Source organism: Tabrizicola flagellatus, from assembly GCF_008271465.1.
GTDB classification, from domain to species: domain Bacteria; phylum Pseudomonadota; class Alphaproteobacteria; order Rhodobacterales; family Rhodobacteraceae; genus Tabrizicola; species Tabrizicola flagellata.
In genome coordinates, this window is the sequence record NZ_VMDU01000017.1 from 35718 (window position 1) to 50393 (window position 14676).

16 protein-coding genes are annotated in these 14676 nt (G+C 66.0%); all 16 read left to right on the forward strand.

Going from position 1 to position 14676, the window contains the following annotated elements; genetic code table 11:
- The 16 genes from FL625_RS15970 to FL625_RS16045 all read left to right on the forward strand — a co-directional run bounded on the left by FL625_RS15970 (window position 1) and on the right by FL625_RS16045 (window position 14673).
- Window positions 1-1164: an NADH-quinone oxidoreductase subunit E gene (locus tag FL625_RS15970; protein ID WP_149589669.1), complete on the forward strand. Its 1164-nt coding sequence runs from the start codon at window positions 1-3 to the stop codon at window positions 1162-1164.
- Between the two features lie 58 nt (window positions 1165-1222).
- Entirely contained in the window at window positions 1223-2383 is a 1161-nt protein-coding gene (locus FL625_RS15975; protein ID WP_149589670.1) for a helix-hairpin-helix domain-containing protein, read from the forward strand.
- A gap of 62 nt (window positions 2384-2445) precedes the next feature.
- Window positions 2446-3027, forward strand: a complete 582-nt coding sequence (locus FL625_RS15980; RefSeq protein ID WP_235019459.1) for a helix-hairpin-helix domain-containing protein — start codon at window positions 2446-2448, stop codon at window positions 3025-3027.
- Between the two features lie 22 nt (window positions 3028-3049).
- Entirely contained in the window at window positions 3050-3274 is a 225-nt protein-coding gene (locus FL625_RS15985; RefSeq protein ID WP_149589671.1) for a DUF5337 domain-containing protein, read from the forward strand.
- A gap of 9 nt (window positions 3275-3283) precedes the next feature.
- Window positions 3284-4579, forward strand: coding sequence for an NADH-quinone oxidoreductase subunit NuoF (nuoF, locus tag FL625_RS15990; RefSeq protein WP_149589672.1), 1296 nt, complete (start codon window positions 3284-3286; stop codon window positions 4577-4579).
- A gap of 5 nt (window positions 4580-4584) precedes the next feature.
- On the forward strand, window positions 4585-4836 hold the full coding sequence (locus FL625_RS15995; RefSeq protein WP_149589673.1) for a hypothetical protein: 252 nt from the start codon (window positions 4585-4587) through the stop codon (window positions 4834-4836).
- A 107-nt stretch (window positions 4837-4943) separates the two neighbouring features.
- Window positions 4944-5342 (forward strand): DUF5333 domain-containing protein, encoded by a 399-nt coding sequence (locus tag FL625_RS16000; RefSeq protein WP_149589674.1) that lies wholly within the window; start codon window positions 4944-4946, stop codon window positions 5340-5342.
- Between the two features lie 78 nt (window positions 5343-5420).
- Window positions 5421-7442 (forward strand): NADH-quinone oxidoreductase subunit NuoG, encoded by a 2022-nt coding sequence (nuoG, locus tag FL625_RS16005; RefSeq protein ID WP_149589675.1) that lies wholly within the window; start codon window positions 5421-5423, stop codon window positions 7440-7442.
- A gap of 4 nt (window positions 7443-7446) precedes the next feature.
- A complete protein-coding gene (locus tag FL625_RS16010) occupies window positions 7447-7854 on the forward strand; it encodes a YNQ4 family lipoprotein (protein ID WP_149589676.1) in 408 nt (135 codons plus the stop codon).
- Between the two features lie 15 nt (window positions 7855-7869).
- A complete protein-coding gene (gene nuoH / locus FL625_RS16015) occupies window positions 7870-8907 on the forward strand; it encodes an NADH-quinone oxidoreductase subunit NuoH (RefSeq protein WP_149589677.1) in 1038 nt (345 codons plus the stop codon).
- Between the two features lie 2 nt (window positions 8908-8909).
- On the forward strand, window positions 8910-9404 hold the full coding sequence (gene nuoI, locus FL625_RS16020) for an NADH-quinone oxidoreductase subunit NuoI (RefSeq protein ID WP_149589678.1): 495 nt from the start codon (window positions 8910-8912) through the stop codon (window positions 9402-9404).
- Window positions 9405-9408: 4 nt separating this feature from the next.
- A complete protein-coding gene (locus tag FL625_RS16025; protein WP_149589679.1) occupies window positions 9409-9822 on the forward strand; it encodes a carboxymuconolactone decarboxylase family protein in 414 nt (137 codons plus the stop codon).
- Window positions 9819-10433: an NADH-quinone oxidoreductase subunit J gene (locus tag FL625_RS16030; protein WP_149589680.1), complete on the forward strand. Its 615-nt coding sequence runs from the start codon at window positions 9819-9821 to the stop codon at window positions 10431-10433. The genes FL625_RS16025 and FL625_RS16030 overlap by 4 nt, the downstream gene beginning before the upstream one ends.
- A gap of 83 nt (window positions 10434-10516) precedes the next feature.
- Window positions 10517-10822, forward strand: coding sequence for an NADH-quinone oxidoreductase subunit NuoK (gene nuoK, locus FL625_RS16035; RefSeq protein ID WP_103258174.1), 306 nt, complete (start codon window positions 10517-10519; stop codon window positions 10820-10822).
- A 5-nt stretch (window positions 10823-10827) separates the two neighbouring features.
- Window positions 10828-13122: an NADH-quinone oxidoreductase subunit L gene (gene nuoL / locus FL625_RS16040; RefSeq protein WP_149589681.1), complete on the forward strand. Its 2295-nt coding sequence runs from the start codon at window positions 10828-10830 to the stop codon at window positions 13120-13122.
- Window positions 13123-13134: 12 nt separating this feature from the next.
- A complete protein-coding gene (locus FL625_RS16045; protein ID WP_149589682.1) occupies window positions 13135-14673 on the forward strand; it encodes an NADH-quinone oxidoreductase subunit M in 1539 nt (512 codons plus the stop codon).
- The last annotated feature ends 3 nt before the right edge of the window (window positions 14674-14676 follow it).

A 14676-nucleotide genomic window follows, 5' to 3' on the forward strand; every position in this document is an offset into this window, starting at 1 on the left:
ATGCTGCGCCGTCTGCACCACACCCAGCCCGACAGTTTCGCCTTCACTCCGGCGAACCTGGAATGGGCAAGGGCCCAGATCACCAAATATCCCGAAGGCCGGCAGGCCTCGGCGATCATCCCGCTCTTGTGGCGTGCGCAGGAGCAGGAGGGCTGGCTGAGCCGCCCTGCCATCGAATATGTCGCCGACATGCTGGGCATGCCCTATATCCGGGCGCTGGAGGTGGCGACCTTCTACTTCATGTTCCAGCTTCAGCCGGTGGGGTCCGTCGCGCATATCCAGATCTGCGGCACCACGTCCTGCATGATCTGCGGGGCCGAGGAGCTTGTGGCAGTGGCCAGGGAGCTGATCGCTCCGACCCCGCACACGCTGTCTGCCGACGGCAAGTTCAGCTGGGAAGAGGTCGAATGCATGGGCGCCTGCGCCAATGCGCCGATGGCCCAGATCGGCAAGGACTATTACGAGGACCTGACCGCCGAGAAGCTGCGCGAGCTGATCGGGCGGTTCCGCAAGGGCGAGGTGCCGGTGCCGGGGCCGCAGAACGGGCGCTATGCGGCCGAACCGGCGGGCGGGCTGACCAGCCTGAAGGAATTCGAGTCGGGACGCCGGCAGTACAATGCCAGCGTGCAGCTTGCGGTGGACATCGGCGACACGGTCAAGCGCATCGACGGAACCGAAGTGCCGCTGACGACGCCCTGGCTGGGCGTGGCGGCGAAGGCGAAGCCGGCGAAGGCGCAAGCGGCCGAGCCGAAGGCAGCTTCGATGGTCCCGGCCGACGCGACCGGCATCACGGCGCAGGAGGCCAAGCCCCGGTCGAAGGGTGCCGCGAAGGCTGGCGGCGGTCGTTCTGCCGCGACGCCCGAGGCCGTTGCACCGGCCGTGACGGGCCGCAAGCCCAAGGCTCTGAAGGCGGCGCGAAAGGGCAAGGCGGATGATCTGAAGCTCATTCTCGGCATCGGACCCAAGCTCGAGGCGCTGTGTCACCGGCTGGGGTTCTTCCATTTCGACCAGATCGCCGAATGGACAGCCGAGGAGATCGCCTGGGTTGACGAGAACCTGGAAGGGTTCAAGGGCCGGGTCAGCCGCGACAAGTGGGTCGAACAGGCCCGGATCCTTGCGGCCGGGGGGACCGTCGCAGAGGCCGAAGCGGCGGCACGCGACTGAGTGTGGTATGTGATCGCCCGGATCCGGCAAGGGCCGGACCGGCGACGGGAGCGGGTTGATGTTGGACCGGGATGACGACACGACGATCGGCAGGGGAGGCTGGGCACTTGTCCTGGCCTCGGGCCTGATATTCTTCGTCGTCCTCCGCTATGTCTTCCACTACCTGGTGTTTCCCTCGCTGGCCTTTGCGCTGGCAATCGCACTGGTCGTGCTCTTGATCCTCTACCGGCTTGCCGAGGCGGTGAAGCGTCACGACGATGCCGAGGCAGAGCGCCATGTGCGCAGGATCGTCCCGGCCTCGACCCTTGCCGAGGGCACCACGCGGGTGAGCGGGATCGAGGGGGCGCAGGCCTCGCCGGTCGTGGCGGTGCCGGTGCGGCCCGTTCCGGCGGCGACGGTGCCGCAACGTCCGGCCGCGATGGTCACTCCCCTGGCGAAGCTCGACCCTGCGCCGCTGATCATGCCGCCGCAAGCCGCGCCTGCGGCTGCGCCGGCGCCGGCGCGGGCGGCTACGCCCATTGCAAAGGCGGAGCCGGTTCCGCCGGCGGCACCCGAACCGCACCGCGACGCGGACCCCGTCGCCGACCCGGCGACAGAAGCGCCCATCGCCGACCTGGCGACAGAAGCGCCCGCCGCCGACCCGGCGGCAGAACCGAAGGCGGCGTCCAGGTCGCGGTCGAAGGCCGGCGTCAAGCCGGCTGCCGATGGCAGCGCCGGATCGAAGGACAAGGCGCGCGGGCGGACAGCCGCAAAGCCGTCGGCATCCGCTGCTGGCAAGGGGAGACCCGCGGTCGGCTTCAAGGGCAAGTCGCAGCCGACCGCAGCGTCTGCGCCCACGGGCGCCGCGGCTCCGGTCGCCGAGGCCACCCCCCCGGTCGCCGGTAAGGCAAAGGCCACCAGGACCAGGGCCGCCGGGAAATCCAAGGCATCGAAGGCGCCTGCGACCGGGCTGGTGCGGCTTGCCGCCCCGCGCGGCGGCAAGGCCGACGACCTGAAGATGATCGACGGGGTCGGCCCGGCTCTGGAGAAGCTGATGAACAGCCTGGGCTTCTATCACTTCGACCAGATCGCCGCCTGGACCGAGGCGGATGTCGCGCTGGTCGATGCCGAGATGAAATCGTTCAAGGGCCGCGCGACGCGGGACAAATGGGTGCTCCAGGCGAAGATCCTGGCGAATGGAGGGACGAAGGAAGAAGCCGCCGCCGCCGCCAGGGCGTGACGGTGAAACGTAGCAACGCGGAAACCGGGACCGCCGGGCCGCCCAGACGGGAGTGACATGGAATGCGCAGTGCAGAGAACGTGAATGCCCCTTGGCTGGGCGGCTGGATCATCGGTGCGGCGGCCGGGCTGGTCGCCTTCGGCGCGTTGATCGTGGTGGGCAAGTTCGACTATTCGCCCGCGGCAGCGATCGGGATCGTGGTGGCCTTGCTCGTCGGTGCCATCCTGGGCCTGCCCTGGGGGACGAAATCGCCGGCTCCGGTCGCGCGGGGCATGGGTGCCACGGCAGAGCCCGTTGCCGCGCCGGTCGCGGCCGCCGCGGCCGCCCCCGCGGCCTTCGTGTCGATGCCCGCCGAGGCCCATGCCGGACCCGAGCGGTTGTCGGCGCCGCGCGGCGGCAAGGCCGACGACCTTAAGGAGATCGAAGGCATCGGTCCGGCAATGGAAAAGCTGGTCAACGAGCTGGGCTTCTTCCACTTTGATCAGATCGCCAGCTGGTCGGAGGCCGACGTGGCCTGGGTCGATGCGAACCTGAAGGGCTTCAAGGGCCGCGTCACCCGCGACAAGTGGGTGGCGCAGGCAAAGATCATCGTCAACGAAGGGCTGGAGGCGTTCCGCGAACGCGCCAAGACCAACAACTACTGAGCCCCGGAGAGGCCCCCCCCGCATGCAGAACCGTCCCGACCCGGCTGACCTTCAGCGCGCCCGACAGGTGCGGCTGGTGGCCATCGTCCTGGCCGGGACGATGCTTCTGTGGATGGGGGCGCAGGTCCTGGGCGGACAACTCGGGTTGGAGACGCGCTATGTGTTCCTCTTCGACCTTCTGGCCATCGCGGGCTTCGTCTGGGCCCTGGTGGTGACGTATCAGATCTGGCGCGGACGCCGGAGTTAGGAAGACCAAATGCTCAAGGATCAGGATCGCATTTTCACCAACCTCTACGGGATGCATGACCGCAGCCTGAAGGGCGCGATGAAGCGCGGCCATTGGAACGGCACCGCCGAGATCATCAAGCGCGGACGCGACACGATCATCGAGCAGGTGAAGGCCTCGGGCCTGCGGGGCCGGGGGGGCGCGGGCTTCCCCACGGGCCTGAAATGGAGCTTCATGCCCAAGCAGTCGGACGGCCGCCCGTCCTATCTGGTCATCAATGCCGACGAGTCGGAGCCGGGCACCTGCAAGGACCGCGAGATCATGCGGCACGACCCCCACACGCTGATCGAGGGCGCGCTGATCGCCTCGTTCGCGATGGGGGCGAACACCTGCTACATCTACATCCGCGGCGAATACATCCGCGAGCGCGAGGCGCTGCAGGCCGCGATCGACGAATGCTATGACGCGGGGCTTCTGGGCAAGAACGCCGCGAAGTCGGGCTGGGACTTCGACCTTTACCTGCACCACGGGGCAGGGGCCTATATCTGCGGCGAGGAGACCGCGCTTCTGGAATCGCTGGAAGGCAAGAAGGGCATGCCCCGGATGAAGCCGCCGTTCCCGGCCGGCAGCGGCCTTTACGGCTGCCCGACCACGGTGAACAACGTCGAATCCATTGCCGTTGTGCCCACGATCCTGCGCCGGGGGCCGGAGTGGTTCGCCTCGTTCGGGCGGCCGAACAACACCGGGACCAAGCTTTTCGGCATCTCGGGCCACGTCAACAACCCCTGCGTCGTGGAAGAGGCCATGTCGATCCCGCTGCGCGAGCTTCTGGACCGCCATTGCGGCGGGGTCCGGGGCGGCTGGGACAACATCAAGGCGGTGATCCCCGGCGGGTCCTCGGTGCCGCTCTTGACCAAGGAACAGTGCGACGACGCGATCATGGACTTCGACTGGCTGCGCGAGCAGCGCTCGGGCCTGGGCACGGCGGCGGTGATCGTGATGGACAAGTCCACCGATGTCATCAAGGCGATCTGGCGGCTGTCGAAGTTCTACAAGCACGAAAGCTGCGGCCAGTGCACCCCCTGCCGCGAGGGCACGGGCTGGATGATGCGGGTCATGGACCGGCTGGTGCGCGGCGAGGCCGAGATCGAGGAGATCGACATGCTGCTGTCGGTGACGAAGCAGGTCGAGGGCCACACGATCTGCGCGCTGGGCGACGCAGCCGCCTGGCCGATCCAGGGCCTGATCCGCGCCTTCCGCGACGAGATCGAGGACCGCATCAAGGCCCGCAAGACCGGCCGCATCAGCGCGGTCGCGGCGGAGTGATGCGGATGGCGCTGGCCCTTTCGGTGATGCTGGCCCAGGCCGCCTGCGTGGGAACGGCGCCGACCGCGCCTGCCGCGCAGGGCTCGGTCCGGGGGCCGGTGCGCGTCACCAACAATGGCCAGCCGTTCCAGATGTGGGAGGGCGCTTTGGCCCGGAAGGCGGCGGATGCGGCCTGCGGGGGCGCTGTCCGCGTCTCGATCTACGACCGCTTCGACCGGGCGACGGGCGAATGGGTCTATCCGGAGGGTTGCGCATGACGGCTGCGGTCCCGGAGGGTCACAACTCGCTGAAAACGGCGGTTTGTCATGGCATAGCAAGGGGGGGTGGCCCCATCTGGGCTGTACGAGCAGCAAAGGAGACCAAGATGCTTCGCAAACTGACCCTTGCCCTGACCCTGGCCGCCACGCCCGCGCTGGCGTTGGTGCCGATCAACGAAGACCCGGTGATCCACGACAGGCTGTTGCAGGGTTTCATCGGCGATGCCATCGCCAACAACTGCCCGACGATCAAGCCGCGCACGATGCGGGCGCTGGGTGAGCTCAACAACCTTCGTGACTATGCCCTGAAGCAGGGCTACGCGGCCGATGTCGTCCGCGACTTCGTCCGGTCCAAGGAGGAGAAGGCGAAGTTCAAGGCCGAGGCGGCAGCCTGGCTGGCCGAACGTGGCGCCGAGCCGGGCAAGCCCGAGACCTACTGCAAGATCGGCGAGGAAGAGATCGCCAAGGGATCGCTCGCCGGATCGCTGCTGAGGTCGACGAAATGACGCTCGCAGAGCAACAGACACATCAAGGACGCAGCCGCCGGAGACGGCGGCTGCCTGAAGGGACGGCGGAGTAAGGCCATGACCAACCTCAGGAAAATCAACATCGACGGGATCGAGGTCGAGGTCGATGGTGCCATGACCATCATTCAGGCGGCGGAAGTCGCCGGGGTGGAGATCCCGCGCTTCTGCTATCATGAACGCCTGTCGATCGCCGGCAACTGCCGGATGTGCCTGGTCGAGGTGGTGGGCGGCCCGCCGAAACCGGCGGCCTCCTGCGCGATGCAGGTGCGCGACCTGCGTCCTGGCCCCAACGGCGAGGCTCCGGTCGTCAAGACCAGGTCGCCGATGGTGAAGAAGGCCCGCGAGGGGGTGATGGAGTTCCTGCTCATCAACCACCCGCTCGACTGCCCGATCTGCGACCAGGGCGGCGAATGCGACCTGCAGGATCAGGCCATGGCCTATGGCGTGGACTTCAGCCGCTACCGCGAGCCCAAGCGCGCGTCCGAGGACCTGAATCTCGGCCCGCTGGTCAAGACGGCGATGACGCGCTGCATCAGCTGCACCCGCTGCGTGCGGTTCACGACCGAAGTCGCCGGGATCACCCAGATGGGCCAGACCGGGCGCGGCGAGGATGCCGAGATCACCAGCTATCTGAACATGACGCTGGATTCGAACCTGCAGGGCAACATCATCGACCTCTGCCCGGTGGGCGCGCTGACCTCGAAGCCCTATGCCTTCACCGCGCGGCCGTGGGAACTGACCAAGACCGAGTCGATCGACGTGATGGATGCGCTGGGGTCGAACATCCGCATCGACACCAAGGGCCGCGAGGTCATGCGCATCCTGCCGCGCAACCATGACGGCGTGAACGAGGAGTGGATCAGCGACAAGACCCGCTTCGTCTGGGACGGGCTGCGTCGGCAACGGCTGGACACGCCCTATGTGCGCGAGAACGGCAAGCTGCGGAAGGCGACCTGGGGCGAGGCGCTGGCCAAGGCGGCTGCCGCCATGCAGGGCAGGAAGGTGGCGGGTCTCGTCGGCGATCTGGTGCCAGTCGAGGCCGCTTACTCCTTGAAAATGCTGGTAGAATCGCTGGGCGGCCATGTCGAGTGCCGCACGGATGGCGCGAGGCTGCCTGCGGGCAACCGCTCGGCCTATGTCGGCACAGCGAAGATCGAGGACATCGACACGGCCAAGGTGATCCTGTTGATCGGGACCAACCCGCGTGTCGAGGCTCCGGTGCTGAACGCCCGCATCCGCAAGGCCTGGGCGGCCGGCGCGATTGTGGGGCTGATCGGCGAGGCGGCGGATCTGACCTATGACTACAAGCACATGGGCACCGACCGCGCGGCACTGGTCGATCTGGTCGGCCGGGTGACGGCGAAGGACAACACGCTGGTCATCATCGGCCAGGGCGCGATCAACGAGGCCGACGGTGAGGCGGTCCTGTCCCAGGCCATGGCCTATGCAACTGGCGCGGGGGCCAAGTTCATGGTCCTGCACACGGCGGCTGCCCGCGTGGGCGCGATGGACGTGGGCGCGGTGACCGAAGGCGGCCTCGCGATGGCCACCCAGGGCGCGCAGGTGATCTACAACCTGGGCGCCGACGAGGTCGAGATCAGCCGAGACGGGGCGGATGCGCCCTTTGTCATCTACCAGGGCAGCCACGGCGACCGGGGGGCCAACCGGGCGGACATCATCCTGCCGGGCGCAGCCTACACGGAAGAGAACGGGCTTTTCGTCAACACCGAAGGCCGCCCGCAGCTTGCCTTCCGCGCCGGGTTCGCACCGGGCGAGGCCAAGGAGAACTGGGCGATCCTGCGAGCGCTGTCGGCCGAGGTCGGCCAGCAGCTCCCCTGGGATTCGCTCGCAGCGCTGCGGTCGGCTCTGGTCGCGCGGCATCCGCATCTGGGCCGCATCGACGAGGTGCCGGAGAACGCATGGCAACCCCTGCCGGTCAAGGCGCCGGCCAAGGCCACGTTCCGCAACGCGATCCGCGACTTCTACCTGACCAACCCGATCGCGCGGGCCTCTTCGGTGATGGCCGAGCTGTCGGCGATGGCCAAGGCCCGCGCGGCGGCCCCGATTGCGGCGGAGTAGGACCGTGGCGCAACGCCTTTCCCTGCTGGCCACCCTCGGCACCGCAACAGCGGCGCTGGGGGCTTGCACGCCCGGCGGAGAGGTGCCAGAGGAACGCGGGCAAGCGCCGGTCTACGAGGGGGTCTCGACGATCCAGCTCGACAGGGACCTGGTCAGCGTAACCGTCGCCCTGCGGGGCGGGGACGGGGGACCGGATGTCGAGGCCTATGGCCGCTGTGCTGCCGCGCAATATGCGCTGGATCAAGGGTTTGGCTTCGCGCGGCAGGTGCGGACCATCGTGAGGAAGGACGGGCGGACATGGGTGGGGGATGCGGTCTATCTGCTCTCGGCCGAACTGCCCGAGGGCCTGCGGACCATCGACGTCAAGGCGGCGGTGGCGGACTGCGCAGCGCTTGGAATACCGACGGTTTGAGGATGAGGGACTGACATGGACGGGTTTCTTGCCACGGGATTCGGAACGGCGGTGCTGATCGCGGCGCAAAGCCTTCTGATCGTGGCCTTCGTGATGATCAGCCTCTTGTTCCTCGTCTATGCCGATCGCAAGGTCTGGGCGGCGGTGCAGATGCGGCGGGGTCCGAACGTGGTGGGGCCCTTCGGCCTGCTGCAATCGGTGGCCGACGCGCTGAAGTATGTCGTCAAGGAAATCGTGGTTCCGGCCGGCGTGGACCGGCCGGTCTTCTTCCTGGCGCCGATGCTGTCCTTTGTCCTCGCGATCCTGGCCTGGGCGGTGATTCCCTTCGATGACGGCTGGGTCCTGGCCAACATCAACGTGGCGATCCTGTTCGTCTTCGCCGTCTCCTCGCTGGAGGTCTACGGCGTGATCATGGGCGGCTGGGCCTCGAACTCGAAATACGCGTTCCTGGGGAGCCTGCGGTCTGCGGCGCAGATGATCTCCTACGAGGTGTCGCTGGGCCTCATCATCATCGGCGTCATCCTCTCGACCGGAGCGATGAACTTCGGCGCCATCGTGGCTGCGCAGGACGGGGACTGGGGCCTGTTCAACTGGTACTGGCTGCCGCATCTGCCGATGGTGGTGCTGTTCTTCATCAGCGCGCTGGCCGAGACCAACCGCCCGCCCTTCGATCTGCCGGAAGCGGAATCGGAACTCGTGGCGGGGTTCATGGTGGAATATTCCTCGACCCCCTACCTGCTGTTCATGGCCGGCGAATACATCGCGATCTTCCTGATGTGCGCCCTCATCAGCCTTCTGTTCTTCGGCGGCTGGCTCTCGCCGATCCCCGGCCTGGCTGATGGCTGGTGGTGGATGGTCGCCAAGATGTGGCTGTTCTTCTTCATGTTCGCCATGGTGAAGGCCATCGTCCCCCGCTACCGCTATGACCAGCTGATGCGGATCGGCTGGAAGGTCTTCCTGCCGATGAGCCTGGCCTGGGTGGTGATCGTGGCGTTCCTGGCGAAATTCGAAGTGCTTGGCGGCTTCTGGGCCCGCTGGGCGATTGGAGGCTGATGATGGCGAACATCGACTGGACCCGCGCGACGCGCTATTTCCTTCTGATGGACTTCATCAAGGGCTTCGGCCTGGGGATGAAGTACTTCTTCGCGCCGAAATCGACGGTGAACTACCCGCACGAGAAGGGGCCGCTGTCGCCCCGTTTCCGTGGCGAACATGCGCTGCGCCGCTATCCCAACGGCGAGGAACGCTGCATCGCCTGCAAGCTCTGCGAGGCGGTCTGCCCGGCGCAGGCGATCACCATCGACGCCGAACCGCGTGAGGACGGCAGCCGCCGCACCACGCGCTATGACATCGACATGACCAAGTGCATCTACTGCGGCTTCTGCCAGGAGGCCTGTCCGGTCGATGCCATCGTCGAAGGCCCGAACTTCGAATTCTCGACCGAGACGCGGGAAGAGCTGTTCTACACCAAGGAAAAACTCCTTGCGAACGGCGAACGCTGGGAGGCCGAGATCGCCCGCAACCTGGAACTCGACGCGCCCTACCGGTGATCCCATGACCGACGACTTCGCCAAGATGTTTTCCGCCTGGATGGAGCAGGGCCAGAAGATGGCCCAGGCCTTCATGCCGGGCATGGAGAATTTCGACGCGAAGGCGATGGAAAAGTTCTTTCCGGCGATGCCCAAGGAACTGCTGGAGATGTGGTTCGGCAAGACCTTCAACCCCGAGGGTCTGGATGCGCGGACCCGGTTCCTCGTGACCATCGCGGCGCTGACGGTCCTTGGTCCGGTGGGCGAGCCGCAGTTGCGGATGACGATCAGGAATGCCCTGTCGGCCGGGGCCACGAAACGCGAGGTCGCGGAAGTGATCTGGCAGATGTCCATGTTCGGCGGGGTGCCCGCCATGCAGAAGGCGCTGGAAGTCGCCCAGTCCGTCTTCGCCGAAACGCCTGAGGAGAAAGACGCATGACCGTCTTCAGTTTCGCCTTCTACATGTTCGCCGTGATCACGGTGGCGTCGGGCCTGATGGTGACGCTCAGCCGCAACCCCGTCCATTCGGTGCTGTGGCTGATCCTGGCCTTCCTTTCGACCTCGGGCCTGTTCGTGATGCTGGGGGCCGAGTTCGTGGCGATGCTGCTGGTCATCGTCTATGTCGGCGCCGTGGCGGTGCTGTTCCTCTTCGTGGTCATGATGCTGGACATCGACTTCGCCGCGCTGAAGGGGGAACTGGCGCGCTACATGCCGCTGGGCCTGCTGATCGGCGTGGTCCTCCTGATGCAGGTGGCCATCGGCATCGGTGTCTGGACGGTGGCCGACGGGGCCGAGGGCCTGCGCAAGGCCGTGGCGCCCGCGCCCTCCGAGATCGAGAACACCCGCGCGCTGGGGATGATCCTCTACGACCGCTATTTCCTGCTGTTCCAGCTGGCGGGCCTGATCCTCCTGGTGGCGATGATCGGGGCGATCCTGCTGACGCTGCGGCATCGCAAGGACATCAAGCGGCAGAACGTGCTGGCCCAGATGTGGCGCGACCCGGCCAAGGCGATGGAGCTGAAGGACGTCAAGCCGGGGCAGGGCCTCTGACCGGTGCGATGTAGCGCACCCTACGAAATCGGCCTTCGGGCCAGCGCAAATTCGGGCCACAAGAGCCCAAGAGGGAACGAGAGATGGTGGGACTTGAACATTACCTGACGGTGGCCGCGGCGCTGTTCGTCATCGGGATCTTCGGGATCTTCCTGAACCGGAAGAACGTGATCGTCATCCTGATGTCGATCGAACTGATGCTTCTGGCGGTCAACATCAACCTCGTCGCCTTCTCCAGCTTCTCGGGCGATCTGGTGGGGCAGGTCTTCACCATGTTCGTCCTGACCGTCGCCGCCGCCGAGGCCGCGATCGGTCTGGCCATCCTGGTCGTGTTCTTCCGCAACCGCGGCACGATCGAGGTGGAAGACGTCAACGTGATGAAGGGCTGACCCAGATGGCAACGATCATCCTTTTCGCTCCCCTGATCGGGGCCATCATCTGCGGCTTCGGCTGGCGGCTCATCGGCGAGCGCGCGGGGCAGGTCATCACCACCTCGCTCGTCTTCCTGGCCGCCGCGCTGTCCTGGTGGATCTTCCTGACCTTCAACGGCGAGACGCAGCACATCACCATCCTGCGCTGGATCGAAAGCGGGACGCTGGGCAGCGAATGGGCGATCCGGCTGGACCGGCTGACCGCGATCATGCTGGTCGTGGTGAACTCGGTCTCGGCGCTCGTCCACCTCTACTCGTTCGGCTACATGGCGCATGACGAGAACTGGCACGAGGGCGAGCATTACAAGGCCCGCTTCTTCGCTTACCTCTCATTCTTCACCTTCGCCATGCTGACGCTGGTGACGGCGGACAACCTGGTGCAGATGTTCTTCGGCTGGGAAGGCGTGGGCGTCGCCTCCTACCTCTTGATCGGGTTCTACTACCGCAAGCCTTCGGCCAACGCGGCGGCGATCAAGGCCTTCGTGGTCAACCGCGTCGGCGACTTCGGCTTTGCGCTTGGCATCTTCGCGCTGTTCTTCCTGACCGACTCGATCCGTTTCGACGACGTGTTCGCCGCCGCCCCGGCGCTGGCCGAGACGAACCTGACCTTCCTCTGGTCCGAGTGGAACGCGGCGAACCTGGTCGGCATCCTTCTGTTCATCGGCGCGATGGGGAAATCGGCGCAGCTGTTCCTGCACACCTGGCTGCCGGACGCGATGGAGGGCCCGACGCCGGTCTCGGCCCTGATCCACGCCGCGACAATGGTGACGGCGGGGGTCTTCCTCGTCTGCCGGATGTCGCCCCTCTATGAATACGCCCCGCAGGCGACAGCCTTCATCACGGTGCTGGGGGCGACGACGGCCTTCTTCGCGGCGACCGTGGGTCTGGTGCAGAACGACATCAAGCGCGTGATCGCCTATTCGACCTGCTCGCAGCTAGGCTACATGTTCGTGGCCGCCGGCGTGGGTGTCTATTCGGTGGCGATGTTCCACCTGTTCACCCACGCCTTCTTCAAGGCGATGCTGTTCCTGGGCGCAGGCTCGGTCATCCACGCCACGCATCACGAACAGGACATGCGCAACTATGGCGGGCTGCGGAAGAAGATCCCGCTGACCTTCTGGGCGATGATGATCGGGACGCTGGCGATCACCGGCGTCGGCATCCCGCTGACCCATTACGGTTTCGCCGGCTTCCTGTCGAAGGACGCGGTGATCGAGAGCGCCTGGGTCGGGTCGTCCTATGCCTTCTGGCTGCTGGTCGTCGCGGCCTGCTTCACCAGCTTCTACAGCTGGCGGCTGATGTTCATGACCTTCTACGGCGAGAGCCGCGCGCATGGCGCCGCCCATGGTCATGACGACCACAACGGTGCCGTGCATCACACCCACGGCCACGACGATCACCACCACGAGCCGCACGAAAGCCCGATGGTCATGCTGATCCCGCTGGGGGTGCTGGCGCTGGGGGCGGTGTTCTCGGGGATGATCTGGTACAAGGTCTTCTTCGGCGACGAGGCTGCGGTGCGCAACTGGTTCGGCATGGAAGCTGCCGCCGCGCATGGCGAGGCGCATGGCGAGGTTGCCGCGGCAAATACCGAGGGTCAGACGGTCGCGGCCGATCACGGCACGGGCCATGACGCCGCCGCCGTGACGGTGACCGAGCCGGTGGCGGGCGAGACCGATGCCCAGATCGAGGCGCAGCTTTCGCATGACTTCAAGGCCGAGGTCGGCGTCGCCCCGAAGGGCGCCATCCTGATGCTGCCCTTCACGCCGGAAGAGCAGGCGGTGGTCGATACGCGCCTGGATGCCGAGAAGGCCGCCAAGGCGGAACACGCGCCGACCACGATGATCAACGCCGCGCACCTGGTGCCGGCCTGGGTGAAGGTATCGCCCTTCATCGCGATGCTGATCGGCCTTGCCGTGGCCTGGCTGTTCTACATCAAGGATCCGAGCCTGCCGCGCCGCCTGGCCGCGCAGCAGCGCCCGCTCTACCTGTTCCTGCTGAACAAGTGGTATTTCGACGAACTCTATGACGTGATCTTCGTCCGCCCTGCCAAGTGGCTGGGGGGCTTCCTGTGGAAGCGCGGCGACGGCAATGTCATCGACGGGACGATCAACGGGGTGGCGATGGGGATCATTCCCTTTCTCACCCGGCTCGCTGGCCGTGCGCAGTCCGGCTATCTGTTCCACTACGCCTTCGCGATGGTGCTGGGGATCGTGGCCCTGGTTACCTGGATGACGCTGTTCGGCGGCGCGAAGTAAGGGCTGCTCAAGATGGAAAACCAGCTTCTCTCGATCATCACCTTCCTGCCGCTGGTCGCGGCGCTGATCCTGGCGCTGTTCATGCGCGGCGATGACGCGGCGGCGCGGCAGGGGGCGAAGTGGCTTGCGCTGTTCACCACCTCGGCCACCTTCCTGATCTCGCTCTTCGTGCTGTTCCGCTTCGACCCGTCGAACACCGGCTTCCAGTTCGTCGAGGAACGGCAGTGGATCCTGGGCCTGACCTACAAGATGGGGGTGGACGGCATCTCGATCCTGTTCGTGATGCTGACCACCTTCCTGATGCCGATCACCATCTGGTCGTGCTGGAACGTCGAGCACCGGGTGAAGGAATACATGATCGCCTTCCTGGTGCTGGAAACACTGATGCTGGGCGTCTTCATGGCGCTGGACCTGGTGCTGTTCTACCTGTTCTTCGAGGCGGGACTGATCCCGATGTTCCTCATCATCGGCATCTGGGGCGGCAAGGACCGCATCTACGCGGCCTTCAAGTTCTTCCTCTACACCTTCCTCGGGTCCGTCCTGATGCTGGTCGCGATGATCGCGATGTATCTGGACGCGGGCACCACCGACATCGCGAAGCTCTTGACCCACAACTTCGGCTCCGAGACCTTCAGCCTGTTCGGCATCCATGTCGTGGGCGGAATGCAGACCCTGCTGTTCCTGGCCTTCTTCGCCTCTTTCGCGGTGAAGATGCCGATGTGGCCGGTCCATACCTGGTTGCCGGATGCCCACGTCCAGGCGCCGACGGCGGGTTCGGTCGTGCTGGCCGCGATCCTCTTGAAGATGGGCGGCTATGGCTTCCTGCGCTTCAGCCTGCCGATGTTCCCGGTGGGGTCCGACGTCATGACGCCGCTGGTCTTGTGGATGAGCGCCATCGCCATCGTCTATACCTCGCTGGTCGCGCTGGCGCAGACCGACATGAAGAAGCTGATCGCCTATTCCTCGGTTGCGCACATGGGCTATGTGACCATGGGCATCTTCGCCGCGAACCAGCAGGGCGTGGACGGCGCGATCTTCCAGATGCTGAGCCACGGCTTCATCTCGGGCGCGCTGTTCCTTTGCGTGGGCGTGATCTACGACCGGATGCACACCCGCGAGATCGACGCCTATGGCGGGCTCGTGAACCGGATGCCGGCCTATGCGCTGGTGTTCATGTTCTTCACCATGGCGAATGTGGGCCTGCCGGGCACCTCAGGCTTCGTGGGCGAGTTCCTGACGCTGATGGGCATCTTCCAGGTCAACACCTGGGTCGCCGCCGTGGCCACCACGGGGGTGATCCTGTCGGCGGCCTATGCGCTTTGGCTCTATCGCCGGGTCGTCTTCGGCGACCTCATCAAGGAGGCGCTGAAGTCGATCACCGACATGGACCGCCGCGAGAAGGCGATCTTCGCGCCGCTGATCGCCATGACCCTGATCCTGGGCGTCTATCCGAGCCTGGTGACCGACATCATCGGTCCCTCGGTCGCCGCCCTCGTCTCCGACTACCACGCCGCGCTGCCTGCCGATCCGGCGGCGCTGGCCATGCACTAGGAA

Coding starts and splice junctions, on each gene's coding strand:
- FL625_RS15970 (WP_149589669.1), top strand. CDS start 1: ATGCTGCGCCGTCTGCACCACACCCAGCCCGACAGTTTCGCCTTCACT.
- FL625_RS15975 (WP_149589670.1), top strand. CDS start 1,223: ATGTTGGACCGGGATGACGACACGACGATCGGCAGGGGAGGCTGGGCA.
- FL625_RS15980 (WP_235019459.1), top strand. CDS start 2,446: ATGCGCAGTGCAGAGAACGTGAATGCCCCTTGGCTGGGCGGCTGGATC.
- FL625_RS15985 (WP_149589671.1), top strand. CDS start 3,050: ATGCAGAACCGTCCCGACCCGGCTGACCTTCAGCGCGCCCGACAGGTG.
- nuoF (WP_149589672.1), top strand. CDS start 3,284: ATGCTCAAGGATCAGGATCGCATTTTCACCAACCTCTACGGGATGCAT.
- FL625_RS15995 (WP_149589673.1), top strand. CDS start 4,585: ATGGCGCTGGCCCTTTCGGTGATGCTGGCCCAGGCCGCCTGCGTGGGA.
- FL625_RS16000 (WP_149589674.1), top strand. CDS start 4,944: ATGCTTCGCAAACTGACCCTTGCCCTGACCCTGGCCGCCACGCCCGCG.
- nuoG (WP_149589675.1), top strand. CDS start 5,421: ATGACCAACCTCAGGAAAATCAACATCGACGGGATCGAGGTCGAGGTC.
- nuoH (WP_149589677.1), top strand. CDS start 7,870: ATGGACGGGTTTCTTGCCACGGGATTCGGAACGGCGGTGCTGATCGCG.
- nuoI (WP_149589678.1), top strand. CDS start 8,910: ATGGCGAACATCGACTGGACCCGCGCGACGCGCTATTTCCTTCTGATG.
- FL625_RS16025 (WP_149589679.1), top strand. CDS start 9,409: ATGACCGACGACTTCGCCAAGATGTTTTCCGCCTGGATGGAGCAGGGC.
- FL625_RS16030 (WP_149589680.1), top strand. CDS start 9,819: ATGACCGTCTTCAGTTTCGCCTTCTACATGTTCGCCGTGATCACGGTG.
- nuoK (WP_103258174.1), top strand. CDS start 10,517: ATGGTGGGACTTGAACATTACCTGACGGTGGCCGCGGCGCTGTTCGTC.
- nuoL (WP_149589681.1), top strand. CDS start 10,828: ATGGCAACGATCATCCTTTTCGCTCCCCTGATCGGGGCCATCATCTGC.
- FL625_RS16045 (WP_149589682.1), top strand. CDS start 13,135: ATGGAAAACCAGCTTCTCTCGATCATCACCTTCCTGCCGCTGGTCGCG.